At 23.8% G+C, this 22,978-nt stretch carries 25 protein-coding genes; 23 read left to right on the top strand and 2 right to left on the bottom strand.

The annotated features are described in order from the left end of the window. Positions 1-115: 115 nt before the first annotated feature. The 9 genes from STAIW_RS03435 to STAIW_RS03405 all read left to right on the top strand — a co-directional run bounded on the left by STAIW_RS03435 (position 116) and on the right by STAIW_RS03405 (position 7,985). Entirely contained in the window at positions 116-2,020 is a 1,905-nt protein-coding gene (locus STAIW_RS03435) for a PTS transporter subunit EIIC (RefSeq protein ID WP_020834457.1), read from the top strand. After that, complete coding sequence (locus STAIW_RS03430) at positions 2,010-2,684, top strand: ribulose-phosphate 3-epimerase (RefSeq protein WP_020834456.1); 675 nt, start codon at positions 2,010-2,012, stop codon at positions 2,682-2,684. Before STAIW_RS03435 ends, STAIW_RS03430 begins: the two co-directional genes overlap by 11 nt. Position 2,685: 1 nt before the next feature. Then, on the top strand, positions 2,686-3,111 hold the full coding sequence (gene rpiB, locus STAIW_RS03425; protein WP_020834455.1) for a ribose 5-phosphate isomerase B: 426 nt from the start codon (positions 2,686-2,688) through the stop codon (positions 3,109-3,111). Positions 3,112-3,675: 564 nt separating this feature from the next. After that, positions 3,676-4,167 (top strand): LD-carboxypeptidase, encoded by a 492-nt coding sequence (locus tag STAIW_RS06385; RefSeq protein ID WP_201764807.1) that lies wholly within the window; start codon positions 3,676-3,678, stop codon positions 4,165-4,167. Next, positions 4,131-4,427 carry a S66 peptidase family protein gene (locus STAIW_RS06690; protein WP_201764806.1) on the top strand — a complete coding sequence of 99 codons (297 nt, stop codon included), beginning with the start codon at positions 4,131-4,133 and terminating at the stop codon, positions 4,425-4,427. Before STAIW_RS06385 ends, STAIW_RS06690 begins: the two co-directional genes overlap by 37 nt. 5 nt (positions 4,428-4,432) lie before the next feature. Next, positions 4,433-4,618 (top strand): hypothetical protein, encoded by a 186-nt coding sequence (locus STAIW_RS06685; protein WP_201764829.1) that lies wholly within the window; start codon positions 4,433-4,435, stop codon positions 4,616-4,618. 284 nt (positions 4,619-4,902) lie between these two features. Beyond that, positions 4,903-5,394, top strand: a complete 492-nt coding sequence (locus tag STAIW_RS06225) for a lipoprotein (RefSeq protein ID WP_408640670.1) — start codon at positions 4,903-4,905, stop codon at positions 5,392-5,394. 243 nt (positions 5,395-5,637) lie between these two features. Then, positions 5,638-6,009 carry a putative cysteine peptidase gene (locus STAIW_RS06220; RefSeq protein ID WP_020834453.1) on the top strand — a complete coding sequence of 124 codons (372 nt, stop codon included), beginning with the start codon at positions 5,638-5,640 and terminating at the stop codon, positions 6,007-6,009. A 686-nt stretch (positions 6,010-6,695) separates the two neighbouring features. Then, positions 6,696-7,985, top strand: coding sequence for a DUF2130 domain-containing protein (locus STAIW_RS03405; RefSeq protein WP_020834452.1), 1,290 nt, complete (start codon positions 6,696-6,698; stop codon positions 7,983-7,985). Between the two features lie 400 nt (positions 7,986-8,385). Here STAIW_RS03405 and STAIW_RS03400 read toward each other — a convergent pair whose 3' ends face one another. Next, positions 8,386-8,685 carry a hypothetical protein gene (locus STAIW_RS03400; RefSeq protein ID WP_169522268.1) on the bottom strand — a complete coding sequence of 100 codons (300 nt, stop codon included), beginning with the start codon at positions 8,683-8,685 and terminating at the stop codon, positions 8,386-8,388. Positions 8,686-9,115: 430 nt separating this feature from the next. Beyond that, positions 9,116-9,889 carry a MurR/RpiR family transcriptional regulator gene (locus tag STAIW_RS03390; protein ID WP_020834451.1) on the bottom strand — a complete coding sequence of 258 codons (774 nt, stop codon included), beginning with the start codon at positions 9,887-9,889 and terminating at the stop codon, positions 9,116-9,118. A gap of 121 nt (positions 9,890-10,010) precedes the next feature. Here STAIW_RS03390 and STAIW_RS03385 point away from each other — a divergent pair, with 121 nt between their 5' ends. The 14 genes from STAIW_RS03385 (at position 10,011) to guaB (ending at position 22,670) form a co-directional block, all read left to right on the top strand. Further along, a complete protein-coding gene (locus STAIW_RS03385) occupies positions 10,011-10,451 on the top strand; it encodes a PTS sugar transporter subunit IIA (protein WP_084676592.1) in 441 nt (146 codons plus the stop codon). 14 nt (positions 10,452-10,465) lie between these two features. Next, positions 10,466-12,187 (top strand): PTS ascorbate transporter subunit IIC, encoded by a 1,722-nt coding sequence (locus tag STAIW_RS03380; RefSeq protein WP_020834449.1) that lies wholly within the window; start codon positions 10,466-10,468, stop codon positions 12,185-12,187. A gap of 4 nt (positions 12,188-12,191) precedes the next feature. Beyond that, complete coding sequence (locus STAIW_RS03375; RefSeq protein WP_041618862.1) at positions 12,192-12,473, top strand: hypothetical protein; 282 nt, start codon at positions 12,192-12,194, stop codon at positions 12,471-12,473. After that, positions 12,463-13,128: a ribulose-phosphate 3-epimerase gene (locus STAIW_RS03370; protein WP_020834448.1), complete on the top strand. Its 666-nt coding sequence runs from the start codon at positions 12,463-12,465 to the stop codon at positions 13,126-13,128. Before STAIW_RS03375 ends, STAIW_RS03370 begins: the two co-directional genes overlap by 11 nt. A 291-nt stretch (positions 13,129-13,419) precedes the next feature. After that, entirely contained in the window at positions 13,420-14,298 is an 879-nt protein-coding gene (locus tag STAIW_RS03365; RefSeq protein ID WP_408640669.1) for a mannitol dehydrogenase family protein, read from the top strand. Positions 14,299-14,396: 98 nt separating this feature from the next. Next, positions 14,397-14,657: a PTS sugar transporter subunit IIA gene (locus STAIW_RS06835; protein ID WP_084676591.1), complete on the top strand. Its 261-nt coding sequence runs from the start codon at positions 14,397-14,399 to the stop codon at positions 14,655-14,657. After that, on the top strand, positions 14,627-14,800 hold the full coding sequence (locus STAIW_RS06085; protein WP_169522267.1) for a PTS sugar transporter subunit IIA: 174 nt from the start codon (positions 14,627-14,629) through the stop codon (positions 14,798-14,800). Before STAIW_RS06835 ends, STAIW_RS06085 begins: the two co-directional genes overlap by 31 nt. 181 nt (positions 14,801-14,981) lie before the next feature. Next, positions 14,982-16,286 (top strand): hypothetical protein, encoded by a 1,305-nt coding sequence (locus STAIW_RS03355; RefSeq protein WP_020834446.1) that lies wholly within the window; start codon positions 14,982-14,984, stop codon positions 16,284-16,286. 132 nt (positions 16,287-16,418) lie between these two features. After that, positions 16,419-17,000, top strand: a complete 582-nt coding sequence (locus tag STAIW_RS03350; protein WP_020834445.1) for a YqeG family HAD IIIA-type phosphatase — start codon at positions 16,419-16,421, stop codon at positions 16,998-17,000. Then, complete coding sequence (gene yqeH / locus STAIW_RS03345; protein ID WP_020834444.1) at positions 16,987-18,282, top strand: ribosome biogenesis GTPase YqeH; 1,296 nt, start codon at positions 16,987-16,989, stop codon at positions 18,280-18,282. The genes STAIW_RS03350 and yqeH overlap by 14 nt, the downstream gene beginning before the upstream one ends. A gap of 66 nt (positions 18,283-18,348) precedes the next feature. After that, positions 18,349-19,311 (top strand): ROK family protein, encoded by a 963-nt coding sequence (locus STAIW_RS03340; protein WP_020834443.1) that lies wholly within the window; start codon positions 18,349-18,351, stop codon positions 19,309-19,311. 36 nt (positions 19,312-19,347) lie between these two features. Continuing rightward, positions 19,348-19,539 (top strand): DUF896 domain-containing protein, encoded by a 192-nt coding sequence (locus STAIW_RS03335; protein WP_020834442.1) that lies wholly within the window; start codon positions 19,348-19,350, stop codon positions 19,537-19,539. Positions 19,540-19,649: 110 nt separating this feature from the next. Next, entirely contained in the window at positions 19,650-21,188 is a 1,539-nt protein-coding gene (guaA, locus tag STAIW_RS03330) for a glutamine-hydrolyzing GMP synthase (protein WP_020834441.1), read from the top strand. 12 nt (positions 21,189-21,200) lie between these two features. Next, entirely contained in the window at positions 21,201-22,670 is a 1,470-nt protein-coding gene (gene guaB, locus STAIW_RS03325; RefSeq protein ID WP_020834440.1) for an IMP dehydrogenase, read from the top strand. Positions 22,671-22,978 lie beyond the last annotated feature (308 nt).

Here is a 22,978-nt window from a genome sequence, read left to right as displayed (position 1 = left end):
TACCATTTTAAAAATTGTTGCTTAGCAACAAAAAATAAAATTTTTATTTCATTTTTACTTTGAGTAATAGAATAAAAATGAAGAACATATAGTTCTCATAGAAGGGTATTAAATTATGAATTTTTTAAAGTTAAAAGAATCTTGAAAAACTTTTGGAAATAAAACTGGTAGTAAAATTCAAAATCTTTCAAGAGCAATAGTTTTTCCTATTGCAGTTTTACCAATTGCTGGAATATTGTTAGGCATTGGTGGTGGCTTTTTAGCTGCTGCACAAACTAATGAATGAGGAGTTGGTTGAATAAATTTTTTTCAAATTATTAAAACAATTGGAAATATAATATTTTCATGTTTGGGAATTTTATTTGCTTCATCAATTGCATTTGGTTTTGCAAAAAAATCAAGAGGTGTTGCAGCTGTTTCAGCAATGATTGCTTTTATGGTTATGACAGTTACTGTTTCTGCATTATTTATACCTTATACAAATTCAAATGGTGATTTAGTTGTTACATTTGATCCCTGAAAAATTACAGGTGAAAATAAATTGGTTTCAGTTGGTCAAAATAAGGGTATGCTTTCTAGTGTAATGGGTATTTCACCAGCAATGGATTTATCTGTTTTGGGTGGAATAATTGTGGGAAGTTTAACAGCAGTTCTACACAATAAAACATACAATATTAAGGTACCTAGAATGCTTTCATTTTTTGGAGGAGAAAAATTTGTTCCAATTGCTGCATTTTTCATGGGTATTGGATTAGGAATTATTGTTTTCTTTATATGACCTATGATTATGATTGCATTATTTAAAACAGGTGAGGGACTTGGAACATGAATGAATGTTGGGAGTAAAGAAGAATATACAAGAACTTCAGGAGCAATAGCAGCATATTTCTTTGGAGTTTTTGAACAATTATTAATTCCAACTGGTTTACATCATGTATTTTATACACCATTTTGGTTTACTTCAGTTGGTGGTACTTGATATGCTCCAGTTGTAACTGATGGAGTTATAACAAGTTTTAATTCAGTTCAAGGAGCATATACAGTATTTTTTGAACAAATGAATTGAGTTGGGCAAAGTTTTCAACTTTCACCAACAGCATATCAACAATTAATTGATCAAAATATGACAAATTATTTAGATATGTTATATCAAAATGGAGATAATTATTTCATTTCATTTAATCACTATACAACAGAAGTAGGAACAGGCTTTATGAGTGGTAGATTTGCAGTGTATAATTATGGCTTACCAGCTGCAGGCTTAGCAATGATTTTTATGGCTAAACCAGAAAATAGAAAACAAGTTACTGGAATACTTGGATCTGCAATTATTACATCAATGGCCACTGGAATTATTGAACCATTGATATTCTCATTTATATTTGTAGCTCCATTATTATTTGGAGTTCATGCTCTAATTGGTGGTATCAGTTATTTATTAGCATATTTGCTAAATGTTCAAGCAGGTAATGGATTTACAGCGGGACTAATAGATTATGTATTCTTTGGATTACTTCCAGGATATTCAACAGGTGTAAACATAATTGGTGATGAAAGTAAAAAAATATTTGGTATGTTTGCTGGAAGAAATGGAGCATTATGAATATTAATTTATGGATTGCTTATAATTGGTCCTACATATTACTTCTCATTTTGAGCTCTTATTAAGTTTAAAAATATTAAAACTCCTGGAAGAATATCAAACGAAAATGATATTTCATTGAAAATGACAGTAGATTCTTTAAATAAAAATAAAAAAAATAAAAATTCCTTAAATCAATCTATAAAAATAATTGAGGGACTGGGCACTAAGGAAAATATAATAGAAATTAAAAATTGTGCTTCTAGACTTAGAGTGGATGTAAAAAATATAGAAAAAATAAATGAAACAATTTTAAAAGAAACAGGTTCAATGGGAATAATTAAAAAGAAAAATAATATTCAAATTATATATGGTCCCCAAGTTTCGAATATTGCTTTAGATGTTAAAGAAGAAATGGAGAAAAAAAATGAAGAATAAAGTAGCAGTTTCCATATATGTATTTAATTTTTTAGAAATTGGTAAGAAAATTGAAGAATTAATCAATGTTGGAATTGACTGGATTCATGTAGATATAATGGATGGAAATTTTGTTAATAATTATGCGTTATGTCAAAAGTTTTGCAAAGATATTAAAGAAAAATATTCAAATATAACTATTGATGCACATTTAATGTGCTTAGAACCGCAAAGATATATTGATTCTTTTGCTCAAAGCGGTGTAACATATTTTAATTTTCATTTTGAATCAGTGACTGATAAAAGTGAAGAAAATATAATAAATATTATTAAAAATATTCATAGTAAAAATATGCAAGCTGTAATGGCTATAAATCCAGAAACAAATCCATCAATCATTAATAAATACTTATCAGTTTTAGATGGTGTAATGTGTATGTCTATTAAACCTGGTTTTAATGGTCAAAAATTAAATGAATTAGTTTATGATAATTTAAAATACCTTTCAGATTATAAAAAAGATAAAAATTTAAATTTTTTTATACAAGTGGATGGGGGAGTTAGAGAAGAAACTTATCAAAAATTAAAACAATGTGGTGCAGAAGTTATGGTTGTAGGAGCTTTTATAAATGTTGCAAATAATCAATTAATTGAGCAAATTAAAAAAATAGAGGGTGGATTGTAATATGAAAATAGCAATTGGTAGTGATCATGTTGGCTTTATATTGAAAGAACCAATTAAAAAATGATTAATTGAATTAGGTTATCAAGTTGTTGATTTAGGTGCAGATTCAGAAGAAAGAACTGACTATCCAATTTATGGAAAAAAAGTTGCTGATGTTGTTGCAAAAAATGAAGTAAATTTAGGTATTATTTTTTGTGGAACTGGAGTTGGTATTTCTCTTGCTGCAAATAAGGTAGATGGAATTAGAGCTGTGGTTTGTAGTGAACCTTATAGTGCTAAACTTTCAAAAGAGCATAATAATACAAACATTTTATCTATGGGTTCAAGAGTTATTGGACTAGAATTAGCAAAAATGATTATAAAAGAATGAATTGATGCTGAGTTTGAAGGTGGCAGACATCAAAAAAGAATTGAAATGTATAAATAATAGTTTATAAAAATCTTGTAAGTAATTTTACAAGATTTTTTTATACAAAATTATATTTATTTTAAGTGTTTTATATATTCATTGCATAATTTTAAATTTAGTTTAAAATATAAAAATAATAAATTTAATTTTACTGTAATAGAAAGATAACTAATATTAAATATTTAAATTAATTATTTTGATTATAATATTAAAAGAAGGAAAAGCATTTATATTCAGAATTGCAATTTTTTTGAATAATTGAAAAATAAAAAATTATTTTTTTATTATAATAAATACATGTGATAAATATAAATAATATAAAAAACTATGTATTTTTATATTATTTAAAATGACAAAGTAATTTTAACTTCAATTAAAGAAGTAATAAAATTAAAGATTTGTAAATATTTAAAGTTAAATATACTAATCATTTTACATAAAAAATATAATAAGAAAATTATTAAATACATACATAATCAATAAAGGAGAAAAATAAAACCAAAAAAATTACAAATAGAAGATAAAATTGCTATTGTTAGTTTATCATCAGGAATTCTTGGTGAAATTTTTTGTAAACATTAATTGAAATTAGAAATAAAAAGATTAAAAGAACTTGGATTAGAACCTGTTTTTATGCCTAATAGCTTAAAAGGAACAGAATTTTTAGCTAATAATCCAGAAGCTAAAGCAAATGACTTAATTGAGGCTTTTGCAAATGATGAAATCTTATGTGCTATTGGGGGATTTAATACATATAAGACAGCGCCATTTTTATTAAATAATGATTTTTTTAAAGAAATTGTACAAAAAAAACCAAAAATTTTTATTGGTTTTTCAGATACAACAGTTAATCATTTAATGTTTAGAAAATTAGGATTAAACACTTTTTATGGGCATTCATTTTTAGTTGATTTTGCTGAGTTAGATGATCAAATGCTAGAATATTCAAAAAAGCATTTGAAATATTATTTTTTAATAACCAAAATATTGAAGTTGAGGCTAGCAAATATTGATTTGAAGAAAGAAAAGATTTTTCAATGGATTCTATGGGAACTTCAAGAATTAAACATTTAGATAACAAAGGTTATGAAGTTTTGAGAGAAAGTGGAAATATATCAGGAGAATTGATTGGTGGTTGTATAGACACAATATATTCTTTAATTGATAAAAATTCACCTAAACAAGCCATTGCAGATCAATTTAATCTTGTTCCAAAAAATGATGAATGAAAAGGAAAGATACTTTTTATAGAAACAAGTGAACCAAAGGAAGAAATTTCTTATTATCAAAAATTATTAGAAGAATTGGAAAAAATAAAAACCTATAAAATGTAAGTGCAATAATTGTTGGTAAACCTCAAGACGAAAGATTTTATGAAGAATATAAAAAATTATTGTTAGATATAACTGAAAAATATAAAACTCCAATAATTTATAATGTTAACTTTGGGCATGCACACCCAAAAACTATTATTCCATATGGAATAAAATGTGAAATCGATTTTGAGTTGAAAAAAACTTTATAAGTAATTAATTAAAAGTAGAAAATTTATGAAAATAAATTAATTAACAAAATAGTTTAGATACTTATAATAAATATTTAAATTTTTTTCAAAATATATGTTAATTAGTGGAAAAATCAAAAAAGTATAAATAAATTAAATTTATTGCATGCACTAAATTTACTTTATTTATAATTACTTTATTATCTATATTATTTAAATTAGTATAAATATAAAATATTTTCTCTTTTATAATTATTTTTTAATTCTTTTTAAATTTTATAATCAATATTTAAAAGTTATAAAATATTTTTAGGAGAAAAAAAGATATAAAAAAATTATTAATTTTGTTAGGGTCAGTAACTTTAATTTTAACTTCATCATCAAGTGTTGTTTCATGTTTTGATACAACACCAAAAGTTTATACTACATTTAAGGATGCATTCATTATTTTTGATTTAGGAACAATTTCAGGACAAGAAGATGTCCCAAGTCTTGAAATTATCTATAATGGAATTTCAAAAGCACATGAAAACGTTGAAGACTGAGGTTGATCAGCACCATTAAAACATATTGCATTTGTTGGTTTGCCAACAAAAACTTCATGCAAAATTAGAGTTATTGAGGGTCATGATAAACCAGCTCTTACAGGCGAAGTAGAATTTACTTATAATTATGAAAAAATTCAAGAATATAAAATTGATTTTTATTCAATTACAGAAAATGCAAATATAACAAGAAGAATTGGAACAATTGAAGAAATTTCTAAATTTTCAAATTTAGTTACTAATTGGAGATAAATAGAAAATATAAATAAAGAAGAAAATTTAGCTTATACAGATTTACTTAATTATGGTGTATCTGGGGGAACTGGATTATGTGAATATATTGCACTAAATATATTAATAAACTATTCTCAGGTTTTTGGAAAATATAATTTATATTCTGTTTATGATAAAGAAAAATATTTTGAAAAATTAAACTCTAGTGAGGTAATTCATTATCAAAGTGGTAGTGGTAATAAGAGTGCAATTCCTTATTTGATGTATAAAAAAGTATCTGATAAATATGGGGGAAGATGATATGATATCAGAGAAAGAAAAAGTTTGAGAAAAATTATGAAAACATGATTAGGTCAGTATTCAAAAAATTTAATTGATGATTATTCAGTAAGTTGATCTCACACTTCAAAACCTGAAGACTGAATTAAAAAATATAATAGACCTGTATTATTATCATATTTTGTTAGAGGAGAAGCACATTCAATTGTAATATATGGCTATAATAAATCAACAAATGAATATGTAGTAAACTATGGTTGACCATGAAGAACATACGGTAGACAAATAATTAAAAAATCAGATATTTGATATTATTTAAGTATGGGATTTTGATATAGTTTAAGAGATAAATAAAATAGTAAAATGCACAATATTTTTTATAAATATACAAATTTTAGTATTTGAAATATATCAATATTATTTATAAAAGAGATATGTTATTAATTTAATTTATTTCTTTTTTTATTCTATTAAAATATTTATGATTACAGAAATATTAATTTTGTTATATTATAAAATAAAATATCTTTAATAAGTTTTAAAATAATATTTAATTTAGTTAAAAACATAAAAATTTAATTTTAAATATAATGATTTGGTTTAAAAATGCACTATTTCCAAAATGTAACAAATTTAAATAATTTATCCTTTTTGTTATAAAAAGATTTTATATTTTTTACAGATAAAAAATTTTAAAACTTTAAAAAATGATAAATACCATATCATTATAAACATTAGTTTTTATAAATTAATTATCCTACAAAAATAAAACTTCCCCAAAAAAGTGTTTTAAATATAATAATGATATATTTTTGATAAAATAAGTAAAAAAGGAATCAAATTCAAAATTTGCTCAAATTATCGTAATTGTGAGTATATTGAATTTGCAAAACCAGATTATAGTAATAATAAAAAAAATATAGATAAAAAATTAAAAACAAAAAAGTTTTTCAATGTACTAATTATCCAAATTATAAAAAATTAAATTTAAATGCAACTAAAGGCATTTCTTGTTATTATTTAATTATGGAGAAAAAGATATGTGAGAAATAGTATGTCCTTATTGTAGTAAAGTAATTAATGAAGGAAGTTTTAAAGAAAATGAAGTTAATTACAAAAAATTAAATGATTATATTGAGAGCCATTTAAAAGAAAGAGAAAATAATTATAAAGAACTTATAAAAAAAGAACTTATTAATGAAAATAATTTAATTGTAAGCAAAGAAATAGCAGAAAAAGTTTCAGAAGTAAAAGAATTGAAAAATGATGAAATTAATAAGTTGAGAGAAGAAATTAGTAATTTGAAAACTCAGTTAGAAACTAGTAAGACAGTTACTGATAAAGAAATAGCAGAAAAAGTTTTAGAAGTAAAAGAATTGAAAAATGATGAAATTAATAAGTTGAGAGAAGAAATTAGTAATTTGAAAACTCAGTTAGAAACTAGTAAGACAGTTACTGGTAAAGAAATAGCAGAAAAAGTTTCAGAAGTAAAAGAATTGAAAAATGATGAAATTAATAAGTTGAGAGAAGAAATTAGTAATTTGAAAACTCAGTTAGAAACTAGTAAGACAGTTACTGATAAAGAAATAGCAGAAAAAGTTTCAGAAATAAAAGAATTGAAAAATGATGAAATTAATAAGTTGAGAGAAGAAAATAATAATTTAGAAAAAAAAATAATTTCTAAAAAAACTCTTTCATCTCAAATAATTGGTAAAGAATTTGAAGAAGAATTTAAAACTAATTTAAATTCAACTTTTCCTGAGGATATTATAGAGAAAATTGTAACTAATAAAACAGAAGGAAAGGGAGCAGATTTTAGAGAAATTGTTCATAAAAATGATAGTGAAATTGGGAGAATAATATTTGAACTTAAATCAGGAGAAAAATGAGAATCAGAATGATTATCAAAATTTGAAGATGATATTTCTAAAGAGAAAGGAAATTATGGAATTTTATTGGCAAATTCATTTAACAAAAAATTTGGAGATATTGGTTTTAAAAAAATTCCGTCTAAAAATATTTTTGTATGTAATCCAGGATATTATATTTTTGTTACGCAAATTGTTAGAATTATGCTGAATAAGGAAATGCAATTAATTAATAAATATGTTTCAAATGAACAAATAGAAGAAAAAAAAGTTAAAATTTTTAATTGAATATCTATTGATTTGAGTAAAAAGTTACAAAAATCAAAAGAACAGATAATTAATATTCAGAAAGAATTGAATAAAATTAATATTGCAAATAGTAAGGCAGAAGGTTATTGCAAGGATATTTTAGATAACTTAATTGAAGAATTATTAGTATTTATAACTGAAAATTGTTCTTAATTTTTTATGATATTATATTAAAAGGTAAATAGAGAACTAGTTTTTTATTTGTTTGTATATTTATTTTTTCCTCAGATATGAAAGGAGAAAAACATAAATCAAGAAAAAGTAACAAAAACATATGTTAGTGTTTTTTTTAAAATGTCTATACGAATAAAAATAATAATGAATTTGTAGCAATTCTTATTGTAAAAATTGAAGATAAAAAATCAAAATTTTAAACATAAATGTCAAAATAAATAACAGATTTAAAAGTAGCTCGTGCTACAAATAGAATTTTAAATAATAAAATAAAAGGTAAAAATTGAAAAATGAAGTTGAATTATAAAAGAAAATGAAGTTGATTTAGGAAAAATAGTTTTTGAATGTAAAAATGGTGAATGAAAAGAAACATGAGAATCTAAATTAACAGAAGATATGGCAAAAGAAGGTGGCAATTATGCAATTTTGGTTGCACAAGTGTTGCTGAAAAATTTAAAGTATCATTTTTAGTTTCTCAAAAAAATAAAAACATTTTAATAGCAGATTCCGATAGCTTTGCTTTTGTTGCTTCAATTATAAGAAAACTTATAGTAATTGAAGCAAATTTAAGAGCTAAAACAGATAATAATGAAGTATTTGAACAATTTAATCAATGAAAATTAAATTCTCTTGAAACTTTTAAATCAATTATTCAAAACTCAACCTGCAATAAAAACACCAACAAGAGGTCAGTTTTTTCATTACTATACTAGTCCTTTTTTATGAATTGAATATCTATCTAAGTTTGGATTTGTTACTAAAAGTTATGATAATTTATTACCAATTGAAACATTTCAAGTTTCAATATCAAATAATTATTTTCAAGTAAACTATGAAGAATTTAAAGAAAATAGTAATAGTTATTATAAAATAATAAATTATTTATATAAGGGACCAAATTTATTTCTGCTGATTTTTATAATATTATTAATATCAAACTTATTATTTGCTTTTTCATTTTATTTTTATAAATTAAATTTTTATAAGTAATATACTTTTTATTGATAGGGCATAAAAAATAAGTAGAGAAAGAAAGTATTGAATGAATATTACTCAAGTTGCAAATAAGGGTTTTAATTCTATAAAATAATTATTTTGCTAAAAGTTAATTAAATTAAAATACTTGGCTTATCTTTAATATTTTTGTTTAGTTTCTGTTTAATTAAATCTTTCAAAATAAAATTGATAGTAATTTGATTTATTTTTGTACTAAAACTTTTATTTTTGTTATTTTTATCTTTGTAGATTATAACTTTATAAAATTTAAATGAATCACTAATATAATTATTTGAAGAAATTAATATTATTTTTAAATTTAAAGATTTTATTAATTCATATGCTCTAAAAACAGTTCTGGATTTAAATTGATGTGAATAAAAAATAATTAAACTTTCTTTTGAAATATTTTCAAATAAAGTTAAATTACCAAAAATATCATTTGTACAATAAGAATCTAAACCTAATCTTGATAAAGACTGAAACATTTCATTTGCAGCAATTAAACTATTTCCAAAACCAATTGTAATTATTTTTGGTGATTTTATTATTATTTCACTAATATCTTCAAATTCATTTTTAATGAATTTTTTTGCATTTTCAAGAATTTCTTCTAATTGTGCTATTATTTCCATTTTTGATGCATCAAAATTTTTATGTTCTATATTTCTATTTGTAATTTCTTCTTTCAAATGTTTTTGAAATTCTTTGTAAGATGTAAAACCAATTTTTTGAATTAATTTAGTAATTGTTGCACTTGTTGTATAAAGTTTTTTTGCAAAATCTTGTATTTTTATATCTATAAAAACTTCTGCATTTTTAAAAATTATATTTAGTATTTCTTTTTCCAAATTAGTTAAATTTAAATAATATTCATCAATAAACATAATGTTTTCCTCTTTCTTTTTAATTATTATATTATTTTTTTCTATTTTTATAAAATAATGGAATATTTTCCAAAAGTAACATAATATTTTAGTGAATTAGAAAAGAGGTGTAAAGAAAAACATGATTGAGAAAAACAATTTCATGTATTTAAAAAGTGCGAAAAATTGAAAAGAATTATTAAAAAAAGGTTGTGAAAAATTACAAAGGGATCAAGTTGTTGGAGAAAATTATTATAATGAATTATTAAGTGAAATTGAAAAATTGGGTTTTTATTTTATAATTTCCAAAAATATATCTTTAGTTCATATTTCACCAGGTGGAGAAAATTTGAAAACTAATTTAATGTTAATTAAATTAGGAGAACAAATATCTTTTTCACATAAAGAACATCATAAAGTATTATATTGTTTCTTTTTAACAACAACTTCACCAGATGATCATATGGACTATTTGGTAAAATTTTCAAAAACTTTTTCTAATAAAGAATTTATAAAGGAATTAGAGTCAATAAATTCATATGAAGAATATTTAAAAATATATAAAAAATACTTTAATGATTAGGAAAGGAAAAAAATATGCAATTATTTACAGTTCAAGATCAATTAATGAACTTTATTAATGGATTCTTTGGAACTCCAGCGTTAATAATTGGTTTATTTGCGTTAATTGGTTGTTTAGTACAAAGAAAAAACTTTGCAGAAACTCTTACATCTGTATTTAAAACAGTAATTGGTTTTCTAATAATTGGGGGTGGAGCTGGAATTATTTCAGGTTCAATTGGAAAATTTGGTTCTGCATTTAATTTATTATTTGGCAGAGAAGGGTGACTTGCAAATAATGATGTTATGCCAGGTTTATTTTTATCACAAGAAGGAATGGCACAAATAGCAACTTGTGGATCACTTATTTTAGTTTTTGCAATGCTATTAAATATAGTAATTGCAAAATTCTCAAACTTAAAATATATATATTTAACAGGACATTCAGCATGATATTTTTCAACAATGATTGCAAGTGTTTTATGAATTAGTGGAGCAAATTCAACAGCAGATATGTGATTGGTTATTTTAGCAGGATCATTATTTGTTTCAATGTGAATGGTAATTTCTCCAGCTCTTCTAAATAGACATACAAAAATTATTATAAAAGGAAATAGTTTAGCTGTTGCTCACACTGGTTCAATTACATATGCACTAAGTGGATATATGGGTGAACTAATTTATAAAGCAAAAAAAGGAAAAATTAAATCAACAGAAGATATTAATTTTCCAAAAGGTCTTGCATTTTTAAGAAATACAAATGTTTCAATTGCATTAACAATGTTTATACTATTTAGCATAGTTTATTATAGTGTTTGAGGTGTAAAAGGTTTTGATACAATGGTTGAAGCAGGAATTTTGGGAAAAAATGATTCTCCAATAGTACAAGGAATACTTCAAGCATTTACTTTTGCAGCTGGAGTTGAAGTTCTTTTAATTGGTGTAAGAATGTTTATTGCAGAAATAACACCAGCATTTAAAGGGTTTGCAGATAAAGTTATTAAAGGTTCAAAGCCTGGAATAGATTGCCCTGTAGTATTTCCATTTGCACCAAATGCAGTAATTATGGGATTTATTGCTTCAACAGTTGGGGGTTTAATTGCTTTTGGAATAAATATAGGAATGTCTTCTGCAATTAAAACAGGTCCTTGAGCTGCAATTATAATTCCAAGTATTATTCCTCATTTCTTTACTGGTGCTACTAGTGGAGTATTTGGAAATGCAAAGGGAGGAATAATTGGTTGTTTAATTGGAGCATTTATTAATGGAATTATTATTTCAATCATACCTTATTTATTCATTGGACTTGAATTAACACCAAATTTAGTTTCAAGTAATGGTGAACAAATTTATATAACATGAGCAGATGCAGACTTTATTGTTGGGATAATTCCAGCATTATTATTAAAATTATCAGGAAAATGAGGTCTATTAAGTATAATGATTGTTTTATGATTAATGTTCCCATTGATAAGTATAATTTTACACTCACTAAAAATGAGAAATGAAAATTATAAAAAAGTTTATTTAGAAGTAAAAGATTTAGAAAAAGAAAAAAGTCAAAAAGAAAAAAGTGAATTTAAAATTTACAAAAAAAATTTAAAAGACTTAAAATTAAATCTAAAAACAGAAAAAGAAAAAGATAAAAAAACTCAAATAATTAAAAATATTGAGCAATTAACAAAAGAACATAATAAGTTATTAAATAGTTTAAATAAAGAATATGAAGCAAAAATAACTTTAGTTAGAAAGGAGTAGAAATATGAAATTTGTGGCAGTTTGTGGTCAAGGATTAGGAAGTAGTCTAATAATTGAAATGAATATTAAAAATGTTTTAAATCAAATGGGAAGAGATGATATTATTGTTGAACATGCAAATTTAAATTTATTTGACAGTAATGATTCTTCAATTAATGCAGTAATATGTGGAATTGATTTGTCAGATTCAATTGATTTTGAACAAAAAATAGTTTTAAATAATCTTTTAGATAATGATGAAATAGAAGAAAAATTAACAGAATTTTTAGAAAAATATGAATTATAAAATTACACCATCACTTATGACTTGTGATTTATTAAATATTCAAACTGAATTAACAAAACTGTCTAAGGCTGGAATTGATTGAATTCACTTTGATTTAATGGATGGAAAATTTGTAAATAATCTTGGTTTAACCCCAATGATGTCTTCACAAATTAAAAAAATATTTCCAAACATTACAATAGATTTTCATTCAATGGTTAATAATATTGAAAATATTTTAGATCAATTAAATGATGTTGACTATATTACAATTCATTTTTCCTCGATACAAAAAACAAATCTTGAAGAATTATTTAAAAAAATAAAATCTAAAAACATCAAAATTGGAATTGGAATTGACTTAGATGATAATTTAAATGATATTTCAAAATTATTAGATCAAGTTGATTTGGTTACAATTATGAGTATAAAACCAGGTTTTGCTGGTCAAGCTTTTAATAAACTAACTTGAAATACAATTGATTTTCTTGTTAAGAAAAGGAAAGAAAATAATTATAGTTATTTATTACAAATTGATGGGGGAGTTAGAGAAGAAAATATTATTGACTTAATTAAAACAGGATTAGACTTAATTGTTGTAGGTTCTTGATTGTTTAATGAATTAGATTATAGTAAAAGATTATTACAATTAAATGAAAAAATCTATCTTAAATAAGATAGATTTTTATTTTAAATTATTTACATTTTTAAAGGAAAATAAATAAGGTAAATCAATAATTTAAATGAATTTTATCTACAAAAACAAAAAAGAAATGCTTTATTTAATATAAATATAATAAAAATAATTCAAAAATAATAATATAATCAAACTCATATATTTTATAAATAATATGTTTTGAAACTAAAAAAGGTTATTTATGTAATTGAATTAGATATAAAACTATGCTAATGAACTTTTAAGGTTATTTTAATATTATTAAATTTTTATAATAAAATAGAAATGTAATTAAAGTTTGTAGAATTAATTATTATAATAACTGTATCAAATCAAAATTTAAATCAAAAATTAAAAGAATATAATGTAGACATTTGTACTACATCAATAGGAGCACAAAATTTAACATATATTAAAACTCAAATAATAGATATTATAAAAACAAGTGAATTGAATAAAAAAGTTTTAATAATAATGTGTTGTGAAAATGGTGAAAAAATTTCTAGTCAATTCAAAAAAGAAATTATAAAAAATTATAAATTTAATGAGAAATTTATATATTTTGTTGATGTAATGGTAGATCGGATTGTTCCAGATCAAGAAATGAATAATTTAGATATTGAAGTAGAAAAATATTATTCATGAATAGTAGATACAAATCAATGACCAAAGGAAATAGAAAAATTGGATGCATTAACTTATTCTAAAAATATTGATGCAGAAATTTGTAAAAAAGTTTGATTATTAAATGGAGGACATGCAAGTTTAAGTTGAGCTTCATATAGATTAAATAAATTTAATTCACCATTTACTTATGAAAGCTTAAAAATTAAAGAACTAAAATCTTTTTTACTATCATATTTAGAAGAAGTAGGATTAATTTTTTCTAATTATTTTAATTATGATATTTTAGAAGTAAAAAAAATTATAAATGAAATATTAAAAAGATTTGAAAATCCTTATATCAAAGATAATTTGGAAAGAGTTGGAAGAAATTTATATTTAAAATTACAATTAAATGAAAGAATTTTAAAGCCTTTATTTATTGGTTTATGTTTAAATTTAAAAACTTTAAATATAAGAAAAAGCATTTTAAATGTAATTGAGTATTTAAACCCTAATGATTTAGATGGAAAAAAACTTGTAGAAATGCAAAAAAAAATAATATAACAAATGAAAATATTATAAAACAGATTATTAATAACATTTCACAAGAACAAGTAAATTATATTTTAAGCAAGGAAGAATAAAATGTTAAAAAAGAAAATATATTTTTAAATCAAAATTTTAATAATAAAGAAGAAGTATTAAAAGACATTTTTAAGAAATTTGAAAATGAAGGTATTAATTCATTTTATATAAATTCAATTTTAGAAAGAGAAAAAATAAGTTCTTTTAATATAGGCAATAATATTGCAATTCCACATGGAACATATGAAGGAATGCAAGTATTAGAAAAATCAATTATTTTGTTTTATCACTTAAAAAATTCAATTTTTTGAGTGATAAAACAAAAATTAAAGTGGTAATTGCTTTAGCAATTAAACCAAAAGATCAGATAGATATATTACAAAATATTGCAGTTAATTCAATGGATGAAGCCTTTTTTGAAGATTTACTTGAATACCCGAATTTAAAAAAAGTAGAGAAATTAATAACTTTTAATGAATAAAAAATGTAATCTAATCTTTTAAATAAATATTTTTATTATATGAAAAATATAATAAAAATATAATAAAATTAAAATATAATAATTTTTATATAAAAATATTATTTTAATTTTTTTATTTTAGAAGGGACTGAGAGTAATTAAAAAACTATTAAGTTTATTAACAACAATATCTATAATTTCAATGACTTCTTCAAGTATTGTTGGATGTGAAATATTAGTGCCAGAAGAATATGAAAAAGTTGCACTAGATACAGTTATTACTAATTTAGATTTAGGTAAAATTGAAACGTCAGATACTTCAACAGCACCAACAAGTGAAAAAATTCTGAATTTTTTAAGAACAAAAAATTCAAAATTAGACATTTTACAAGTTGAAGTTGATGGAACGCCTTCATTAACTGAAGCTGTAATTAAGGTAAAAAGTGGATCTGTAAGTTATATTGAAGGAGGAAGTGTTACTGTAACTTTTACATTGAACAGTGTACCAAAAATAAATATTACAACAGTTATTACTAATTTAGATTTAGGAGAAATTTTGGTTTTAGATATAAATTCTCCTTCAAATGCAGAAATATTGTTAACGGTACAATCTAAAAATCCTTCATTAATTGTAACTCAAGTTGAAGTTGATGGAACACCTTCATTAGCTGAGGCTGTAATTAAGGTAAAAAGTGGATCAACTAGTTATATTGAAGGGGGAAGTGTTACTGTAACCTATACACTAGGTCAAAAAACAGTTGCTTTAAATGAATCAATTAAGGAAACAAATCTTGGTGAAATTATAGTTGATGATATTACAATAGCACCAACAAATGACCAAATTTTAGCAGCAGCTAAAGCAAAAAACTCAAGTTTAGTTTTATCACAAGTTGAAGTTGATGGAACACCTTCATTAACTGAAGCTGTAATTAAGGTAAAAAGTGATGCTGTTAGTTATGTTGTGGGTAATACAATTAATGTAACTTATACTCTTGTTGCAAAAGTTGCATTAAATTCTGTTGTTACAGTTTTAGAACTTGGTGAAATTGTAGTTGATGATACTACAATAGCACCAACAAATGACCAAATTTTAGCAGCAGCTAAGGCAAAAAATTCAAATTTAGATACTTCACAAGTTGAAGTTGATGGATCACCTTCATTAACTGAGGCTGTAATTAAGGTAAAAAGTGGATCAACTAGTTATGTTGAAGGAGGAAGTGTTACTGTAACCTATACACTAGGTCAAAAAACAGTTGCTTTAAATGAATCAATTAAGGAAACAAATCTTGGTGAAATTGTAGTTGATGATACTACAATAGCACCAACAAATGACCAAATTTTAGCAGCAGCTAAGGCAAAAAATTCAAATTTAGATACTTCACAAGTTGAAGTTGATGGAACACCTTCCTTAATTGAAGCAACAATTAAGGTAAAAAGTGGATCTGTAAGTTATATTGAAGGGGGAAGTGTTGTTGTAACCTATACACTTAATACTGCAACAACTTAAAAAATAAATTATCATTAGTATTTATAAAAAAATAAGGCAATGCTTTATTTTTTTATAAATATATGTTTTGCACTTTAAATACTTATTTATTTTTTAGGTATAATAATTAAGTATAAGAGGTGAATTTAAAGAATGGCAAATAAAAAAAATACTTTTTTATTATTAAATTATTTTAAACCTTCAATTTATCTTGAAAGTTTTAAAAAAATTAATTTGGATTCACTAAAAAATAGTGGAATAAAACTAGTATTATGTGATATGGACAATACTTTAATTGGTTGAAATGAAAGAATACCAAATTTGGATATTTTAAATTTTATCAAAAATGTTTATGCACATAATATGGAATTTGTTTTATTTTCAAATAATGTAAAAAGTAGAGTTGAAAATTTTGCAAAAAAAGCAGGAATTAAAAATTACTTTTGGGATTGTAAAAAACCATTGTTAGGTAAGATGAAAATTGTTAAGAAATTATTTAAATATAAAGAAAATGAAATAATTTTGATTGGAGATCAATTAGTAACAGATGTTTTAGTTGCAAATAGGTCTCATATAAAAAGTATTTTAGTTTCACCACTAAGTAGAAATAATCAAGAAAATAAAATAGTACAATTTTTAGAAAACCATATTTTAAAAAAATTATCACAAAAAAATATCTTGCATGAAGGTTTTTATAATGAAGGAGAAATTGGAGGAAACTATGAAATTCTCTAAAGATGAGTTTGATAATATTGAAAAAGAATTGGAAAATTTGGAAGATCAGGTTTTACAAATTAATTCTCTAAAAAATAAAACTATTAAGGTTAAACAAAAAAGTAAAGTTTCATTAACTGAAATAAAACCTGGTATTGGAAATACTACAAATTTAGAAGGTAATGGTCCAAAAAAGTGTGTTGGATGTGGAAAAATTCTTCAAACAGTAGATGAAACAAAACCAGGTTATGTTTTAAAAATTGATTCACAAGATTATTGTTTAAGATGTTTTAAAATTAAACATTATAATCGTTTAGTTGAACAAGAAATAAATGATAAAGATTTTATTGATATTATTAATCAAATTAACGTTACAACTGAAAAAATTCGCTATTATTATGTGGTAGATATTTTTGATTTACCAGGTAGCAGATTAACTTGACTTGAGCAATTAATTTCAAAAAAAGAAGTGGTATTATTAGTAAATAAAATTGATTTATTTCCAAAAGCTGTCAAAAAAACAAAAATTTTAAAATATGTACAAGCTTTTTTTGAAGATTCACCAATTAAAAATGCAAAAATTATTTTGACTTCTTCAATTAAACAAGACTATGTTTTTGCTTTAGTTAATGAATTAAAGTCAATAAATTATGATCAATATATCGTTGGAATTTCAAATGCTGGAAAATCTAGTTTAATTAATGCTTGTTTAAAAGTAAATAATCAAATTCCTTCAATTGTTACATCAAAATATGTAAATACTACTTTAGATAAAATTAAAATTAACTTTACTGAAAAAAATTATATATATGATACTCCAGGACTTGTGAAACATAATCATATTGCAATAGCAACAGCACCAAGTTATTGAGATTTTTTCTTTTTTCAAAAAGAGATAAAACAAGTAACTTATCAATTATTTGCAGGTCAAACAATATTTTATGGAGGTCTTGCTTGAATTAGTTTTATTGATGGGATTGAATATAATCAGAAAAACAATAAACCTCAAAAAACAAGTTTTCATTTTTATATAAATAAGCAAATGCCATTGCATAGAACAAAAGTAAATAATGTTAATGATTACTTTAAAAAAAATCGTCATTCTTTATCTCCAAGGTTGTTAGATTATAACTCTAAATTTGAAACGCATAGTTTTGAATTTAAAGATACAAAAAAAATTGACTTACATATTTCTGGACTTGGTTGAGTTAATGTTACTACCTTTAAGGGTATGAAAATTGAAATAACTGTACCAAAAACTGAATATGGAATAAGAGTAACTAACTTACCAGCATTAATTTAGTATAAACATTATTTTTTTATTTAAAAAGTGGTATATTTATATTAATAACATTAAGGAGGAATAGAAATGAAATTAATTCTATCTATTGAAATTGGTGTTAATTCTTCAAAAGTTGGTTTAGTAAACCAATATGGGGATTTACAGGCAAGATTTTTTATTGAACATAATAAGGCAAAATTATTGGAAAATTTACACAGTGAAATTGTAGAAGGGTTAGAAGCAATTGGTGTAAATTATGAAGAAGAAATTGAAAAAATAGCAATTGCAACAGTTGGTTATGTTGATCATATGCTTGGAATTGTTCGTTATTCTGCTAATTTGGAATGAAATAATTTAAATTTAAAAGAAAAAGCAGAAGAATTATTCAAAAAGCCAATTTTTGTACTTAATGATGCAAATGCAAGTGCTCTTGGTGAATTTTGAGTTGGAGTCGCAAAACAGTATGATTCAATAGTATTTTATTTTATTGATTCAGGAATTGGAGGAGCTGTTATTTTGGATGGTAAACTTATGCCTGGTGCTAGAGGATATGCTGGTGAATTTGGTCATGGTGGGGGTTGATTTCAAAGCAAATATAATTGTAAGTGTGGTTTAAAAGGTTGTATTGAACCAATGTCTTCTGTTACAGGAATTGAAACATTTTTTACAGATACTTTTAAAGAAAATAAAAAACATCCTGCAGCAATTTATTTTAAAGATTTAGAAGTAATTAATTTAAAATCAATTTTTGAAATTTATGAAATTGAAAATCACCCACTAGAGATTAAAGAATTACTTACACAAGCACTTGAACCATTAATTATGCATATGGCAACAATGGTAAATGCACTTGATCCTGAAGCCTTGATTATTGCAGGTGGTTTAACTATTTTAGGTGAAGCTTTATTAGAAATAATTAATGAAAATATTAAAAAATATACTATTGATACTTCAGAAGAAGAATTGAGCATTGAAATAGCAGAATTAGGAAATGATTCTGCTATGGTTGGAAGTGCATATTATGCACTAAATGATTGAAAAATATTTTAATTTTTCAATCATTTTTTATAAAGGAATAATTGAATTATGCAAAAAATATTGGAAAGAATTAATGTTCTTGCAAAAATTGCAAAAGAAAGAGAATTAAGTTCTGAAGAATTAAAAGAACGGGATGAGTTAAGAAAAGAATATATTAAAATTTTTAGAAGTGGATTAGAACAACAACTTAAAAATGTTGTTGTTCTTGATGAGTTTGGAAATGATGTTACTCCAAAATAAAAATAAAAATAAAAAGAAATAGTTTATTTTAAAAATATTTCTTTTGAATAAGATAAAATATTCAAAATAAAAAATAGAAATTTATTTTTTATTTTATATAGGAGAAATAAATGAATACTCAAATTATTATTTTAGATTATGGTAGTCAATATACACAACTTTTGGCAAGAAGAGTTAGAGAGTTAAATATTTATGCAGAAGTTTTACCTTTCGATATTTCAGCTGATGAAATACAACAATATAAAAATTTAAAAGCAATTATTTTATCTGGTGGTCCATCAAGTGTTTACGCAAATGATGCATATTCAATTGATAATGAAATTTTTAATTTAAATTTACCAATTTTAGGAGTTTGCTATGGAATGCAATTAATTACTGAAACTTTTGGTGGAAAAGTAGAACTTGCAGATAGTCAAGAATTTGGAAAAGCAAATTTAAATTTAGAAAAAATTGAAAATAAATTATTTAAAAATATTGAAAATAATTCTCAGGTTTGAATGAGTCACGCAGATCATGTAACAAAAATGCCAGATAATTTTGTTCAGCTTGCTTCTTCTGAAAATAGTGTTGCTGCAATTGCAAATTTAAGTAAGAATATTTATGGAATACAATTTCATGCAGAAGTAACACATTCAATTTATGGAATTGATATATTAAAAAATTTTTTATTTGATATTTCAAATTGTCAAAAAGATTGAACAATGGAAAGTTTTATTGAAGAAAAAGTAAAAGAAATAAAAGAAATAGTTAAAGATCAAAATGTAATTCTTGGTTTAAGTGGAGGGGTTGATTCTTCTGTTGCAGCTGCTTTAATTTCCAAAGCAATTAATAAGCAATTGACTTGTATATTTGTTGATACAGGTTTATTGAGAAAAGATGAAGGCAAAAAAGTTATGGATTTATATGCAAAGGAATTTGATATGAATATAAAATTTGTTGATGCAAGTGAGAAGTTTTACAATGCATTAAAAGGTATAAAAGATCCAGAAGAAAAAAGAAAAATTATTGGTCATAATTTTATTGAAGTATTTTCAAATGAAGCAAGAATTTTAAAAAATGCAAAATTTTTAGCACAAGGAACAATTTATCCTGATGTTATTGAATCTTCTTTAAAAGGTCACAGTTCAAAAACAATTAAATCACATCATAATGTTGGGGGATTGCCCGATGATTTAAAATTTGAATTGCTTGAACCATTAAGAAATTTATTTAAAGATGAGGTAAGAGCAGTTGGAAAAGAATTAAATATTCCAGATTTAATGATTAATAGGCATCCTTTTCCAGGGCCTGGTCTTGGAGTAAGAGTAATTGGAGAAATTAGTAAGGAAAAATGTGATATTCTAAAAGAAGCAGATGATATTTTTATAAATAAATTAATTGAAAAAAATTTATATAATAAAGTATCTCAAGCCTTTGTAACTTTACTTCCAGTTAAAACAGTTGGTGTTATGGGAGATAATCGAACTTATGATTATGTTGTTGCATTACGTTGTGTAAATACAATTGATTTTATGACAGCAACAAGTACTCATTTACCTTGAGATTTTCTTGATGAAGTTACAAATGAAATTATTAATAAAGTAGATAAAGTAAATCGAGTGGTTTATGATATTACCTCAAAACCACCAGGAACAATTGAATGAGAATAGGAGTTTTTAAAAATGTGTACAAACAGTTTAAACAACAAAATCCTTAGTGAAGGAATTACTTTTGATGATGTTTTATTAGTACCAAATTATTCAAGTATTCTACCAAATGAAGTTAGTTTAAAAACAAAACTAACAAATAATATTGAATTAAATATTCCCTTAATAAGTGCAGCAATGGATACAGTAACTGAATCAGCTCTTGCAATTGAAATGGCAAGAGCTGGGGGAATTGGGATTATTCACAAAAATTTATCAATTGAAGAACAAAGTTTAGAAGTTCAAAAAGTTAAAAGAAACGAATCAGGTTTTATAACAGATCCAATTACCATTTTAAAATCAACAACAGTTGAAGAAGCAGATAAAATTATGGCAACATATAAAATTTCAGGACTTCCTGTTGTGGATAACAATAATAAATTAATTGGAATAATAACAAACAGAGATTTAAAATATATTGAAAATTTTTTCTCACAAGTTGAAGAAATTATGACAAAAGAAAATTTAATTGTTGGAAATTCAAAAACAAGTTTAGCAGAAGCTAAAAAAATACTACATAAAAATAGAATTGAAAAGTTGCCAATTGTGGATGAAAAAAATAATTTAATTGGTTTAATAACATCAAAAGATATTGATAAAGCAATTGATCATCCAAACGCTTGTAAAGATTCAAAAGGAAGACTTAGAGTTGGGGGAGCTGTTGGAGTTTCAGAAGATTGTTTGCAAAGAGTTGAAGCCTTAGTAAAAGCAGGAATTGATATCTTAGTTGTTGATTCAGCACACGGACATAGCAAAGGAATAATTGAAATTGTAAAACAAATTAGAAGTAAATATAAAGATTTACAAATTATTGCTGGAAATATTTGTACTGCTGAAGGTGCAAAAGCATTATATGAGGCTGGTGCAAATAGTATTAAAATTGGAGTTGGTCCTGGAAGTATTTGTACAACAAGAGTGGTTGCTGGAGTTGGTGTTCCTCAAATTACAGCAATAAATGATGTTTATAACTGAGCAAAAGATAAAGATGTTACTTTAATTGCTGATGGGGGAATAAAGTATTCTGGAGATATTGTAAAGGCAATTGGTGCGGGAGCACATTGTGTAATGTTAGGAAGTATTTTTGCAGGAACAGAAGAATCACCTGGAGAAGAAATAATTGCTAATGGAAAAAAATATAAATCTTATGTAGGAATGGGTTCTCTAGCTGCAATGAAAAGAGGAAGTAGTGACAGATATTTTCAAAAAGGTGCCAAGAAATTAGTACCTGAAGGTGTTGAAGCTCGTGTTCCTTTTAAAGGAAAATTAAAAGATGTAATTTTTCAATTAGCTGGTGGGTTAAAAAGTGGAATGGGTTACACTGGATGTAAAAGCATTGAAAATCTTAGACATGATTGCAAATTTGTAAAAATATCTAGTGCTGGTTTAAGAGAATCACATCCACATGATGTTGAAATGACAAAAGAAACACCAAATTATAATAAGTAACTTTAAAATGCAAAATTAATTTTTTAAAATAATTTTGCATTTTTATTTAATTGTTAAAATTTTAATTAAAAAAAATTTTATTCTTATGTTATAATTCAAATTAAAAGGGTGTAATTATGAATAATAGGATATGGTATAAAAATTGAATATGATATTATCATTTTGCATTGCTCTTACTTTTTTTATTTTTTATTTTATGGGGATTATATTTATGTTCCTTTAAAGAATATTGGTATGCAGAGTATTCAAGCTTTTTTAACTTTGATATTTTAATGAGTTTTTTATCTGTTCAAGTAAATATTATGACA

Origin of the sequence: Spiroplasma taiwanense CT-1 (assembly GCF_000439435.1) — a bacterium.
Classification (GTDB): domain Bacteria; phylum Bacillota_I; class Bacilli_A; order Mycoplasmatales; family Mycoplasmataceae; genus Spiroplasma_A; species Spiroplasma_A taiwanense.
The sequence above is the reverse complement of the archived record's forward strand: the minus strand, read 5'-3'. Positions and strand labels throughout refer to the sequence as shown.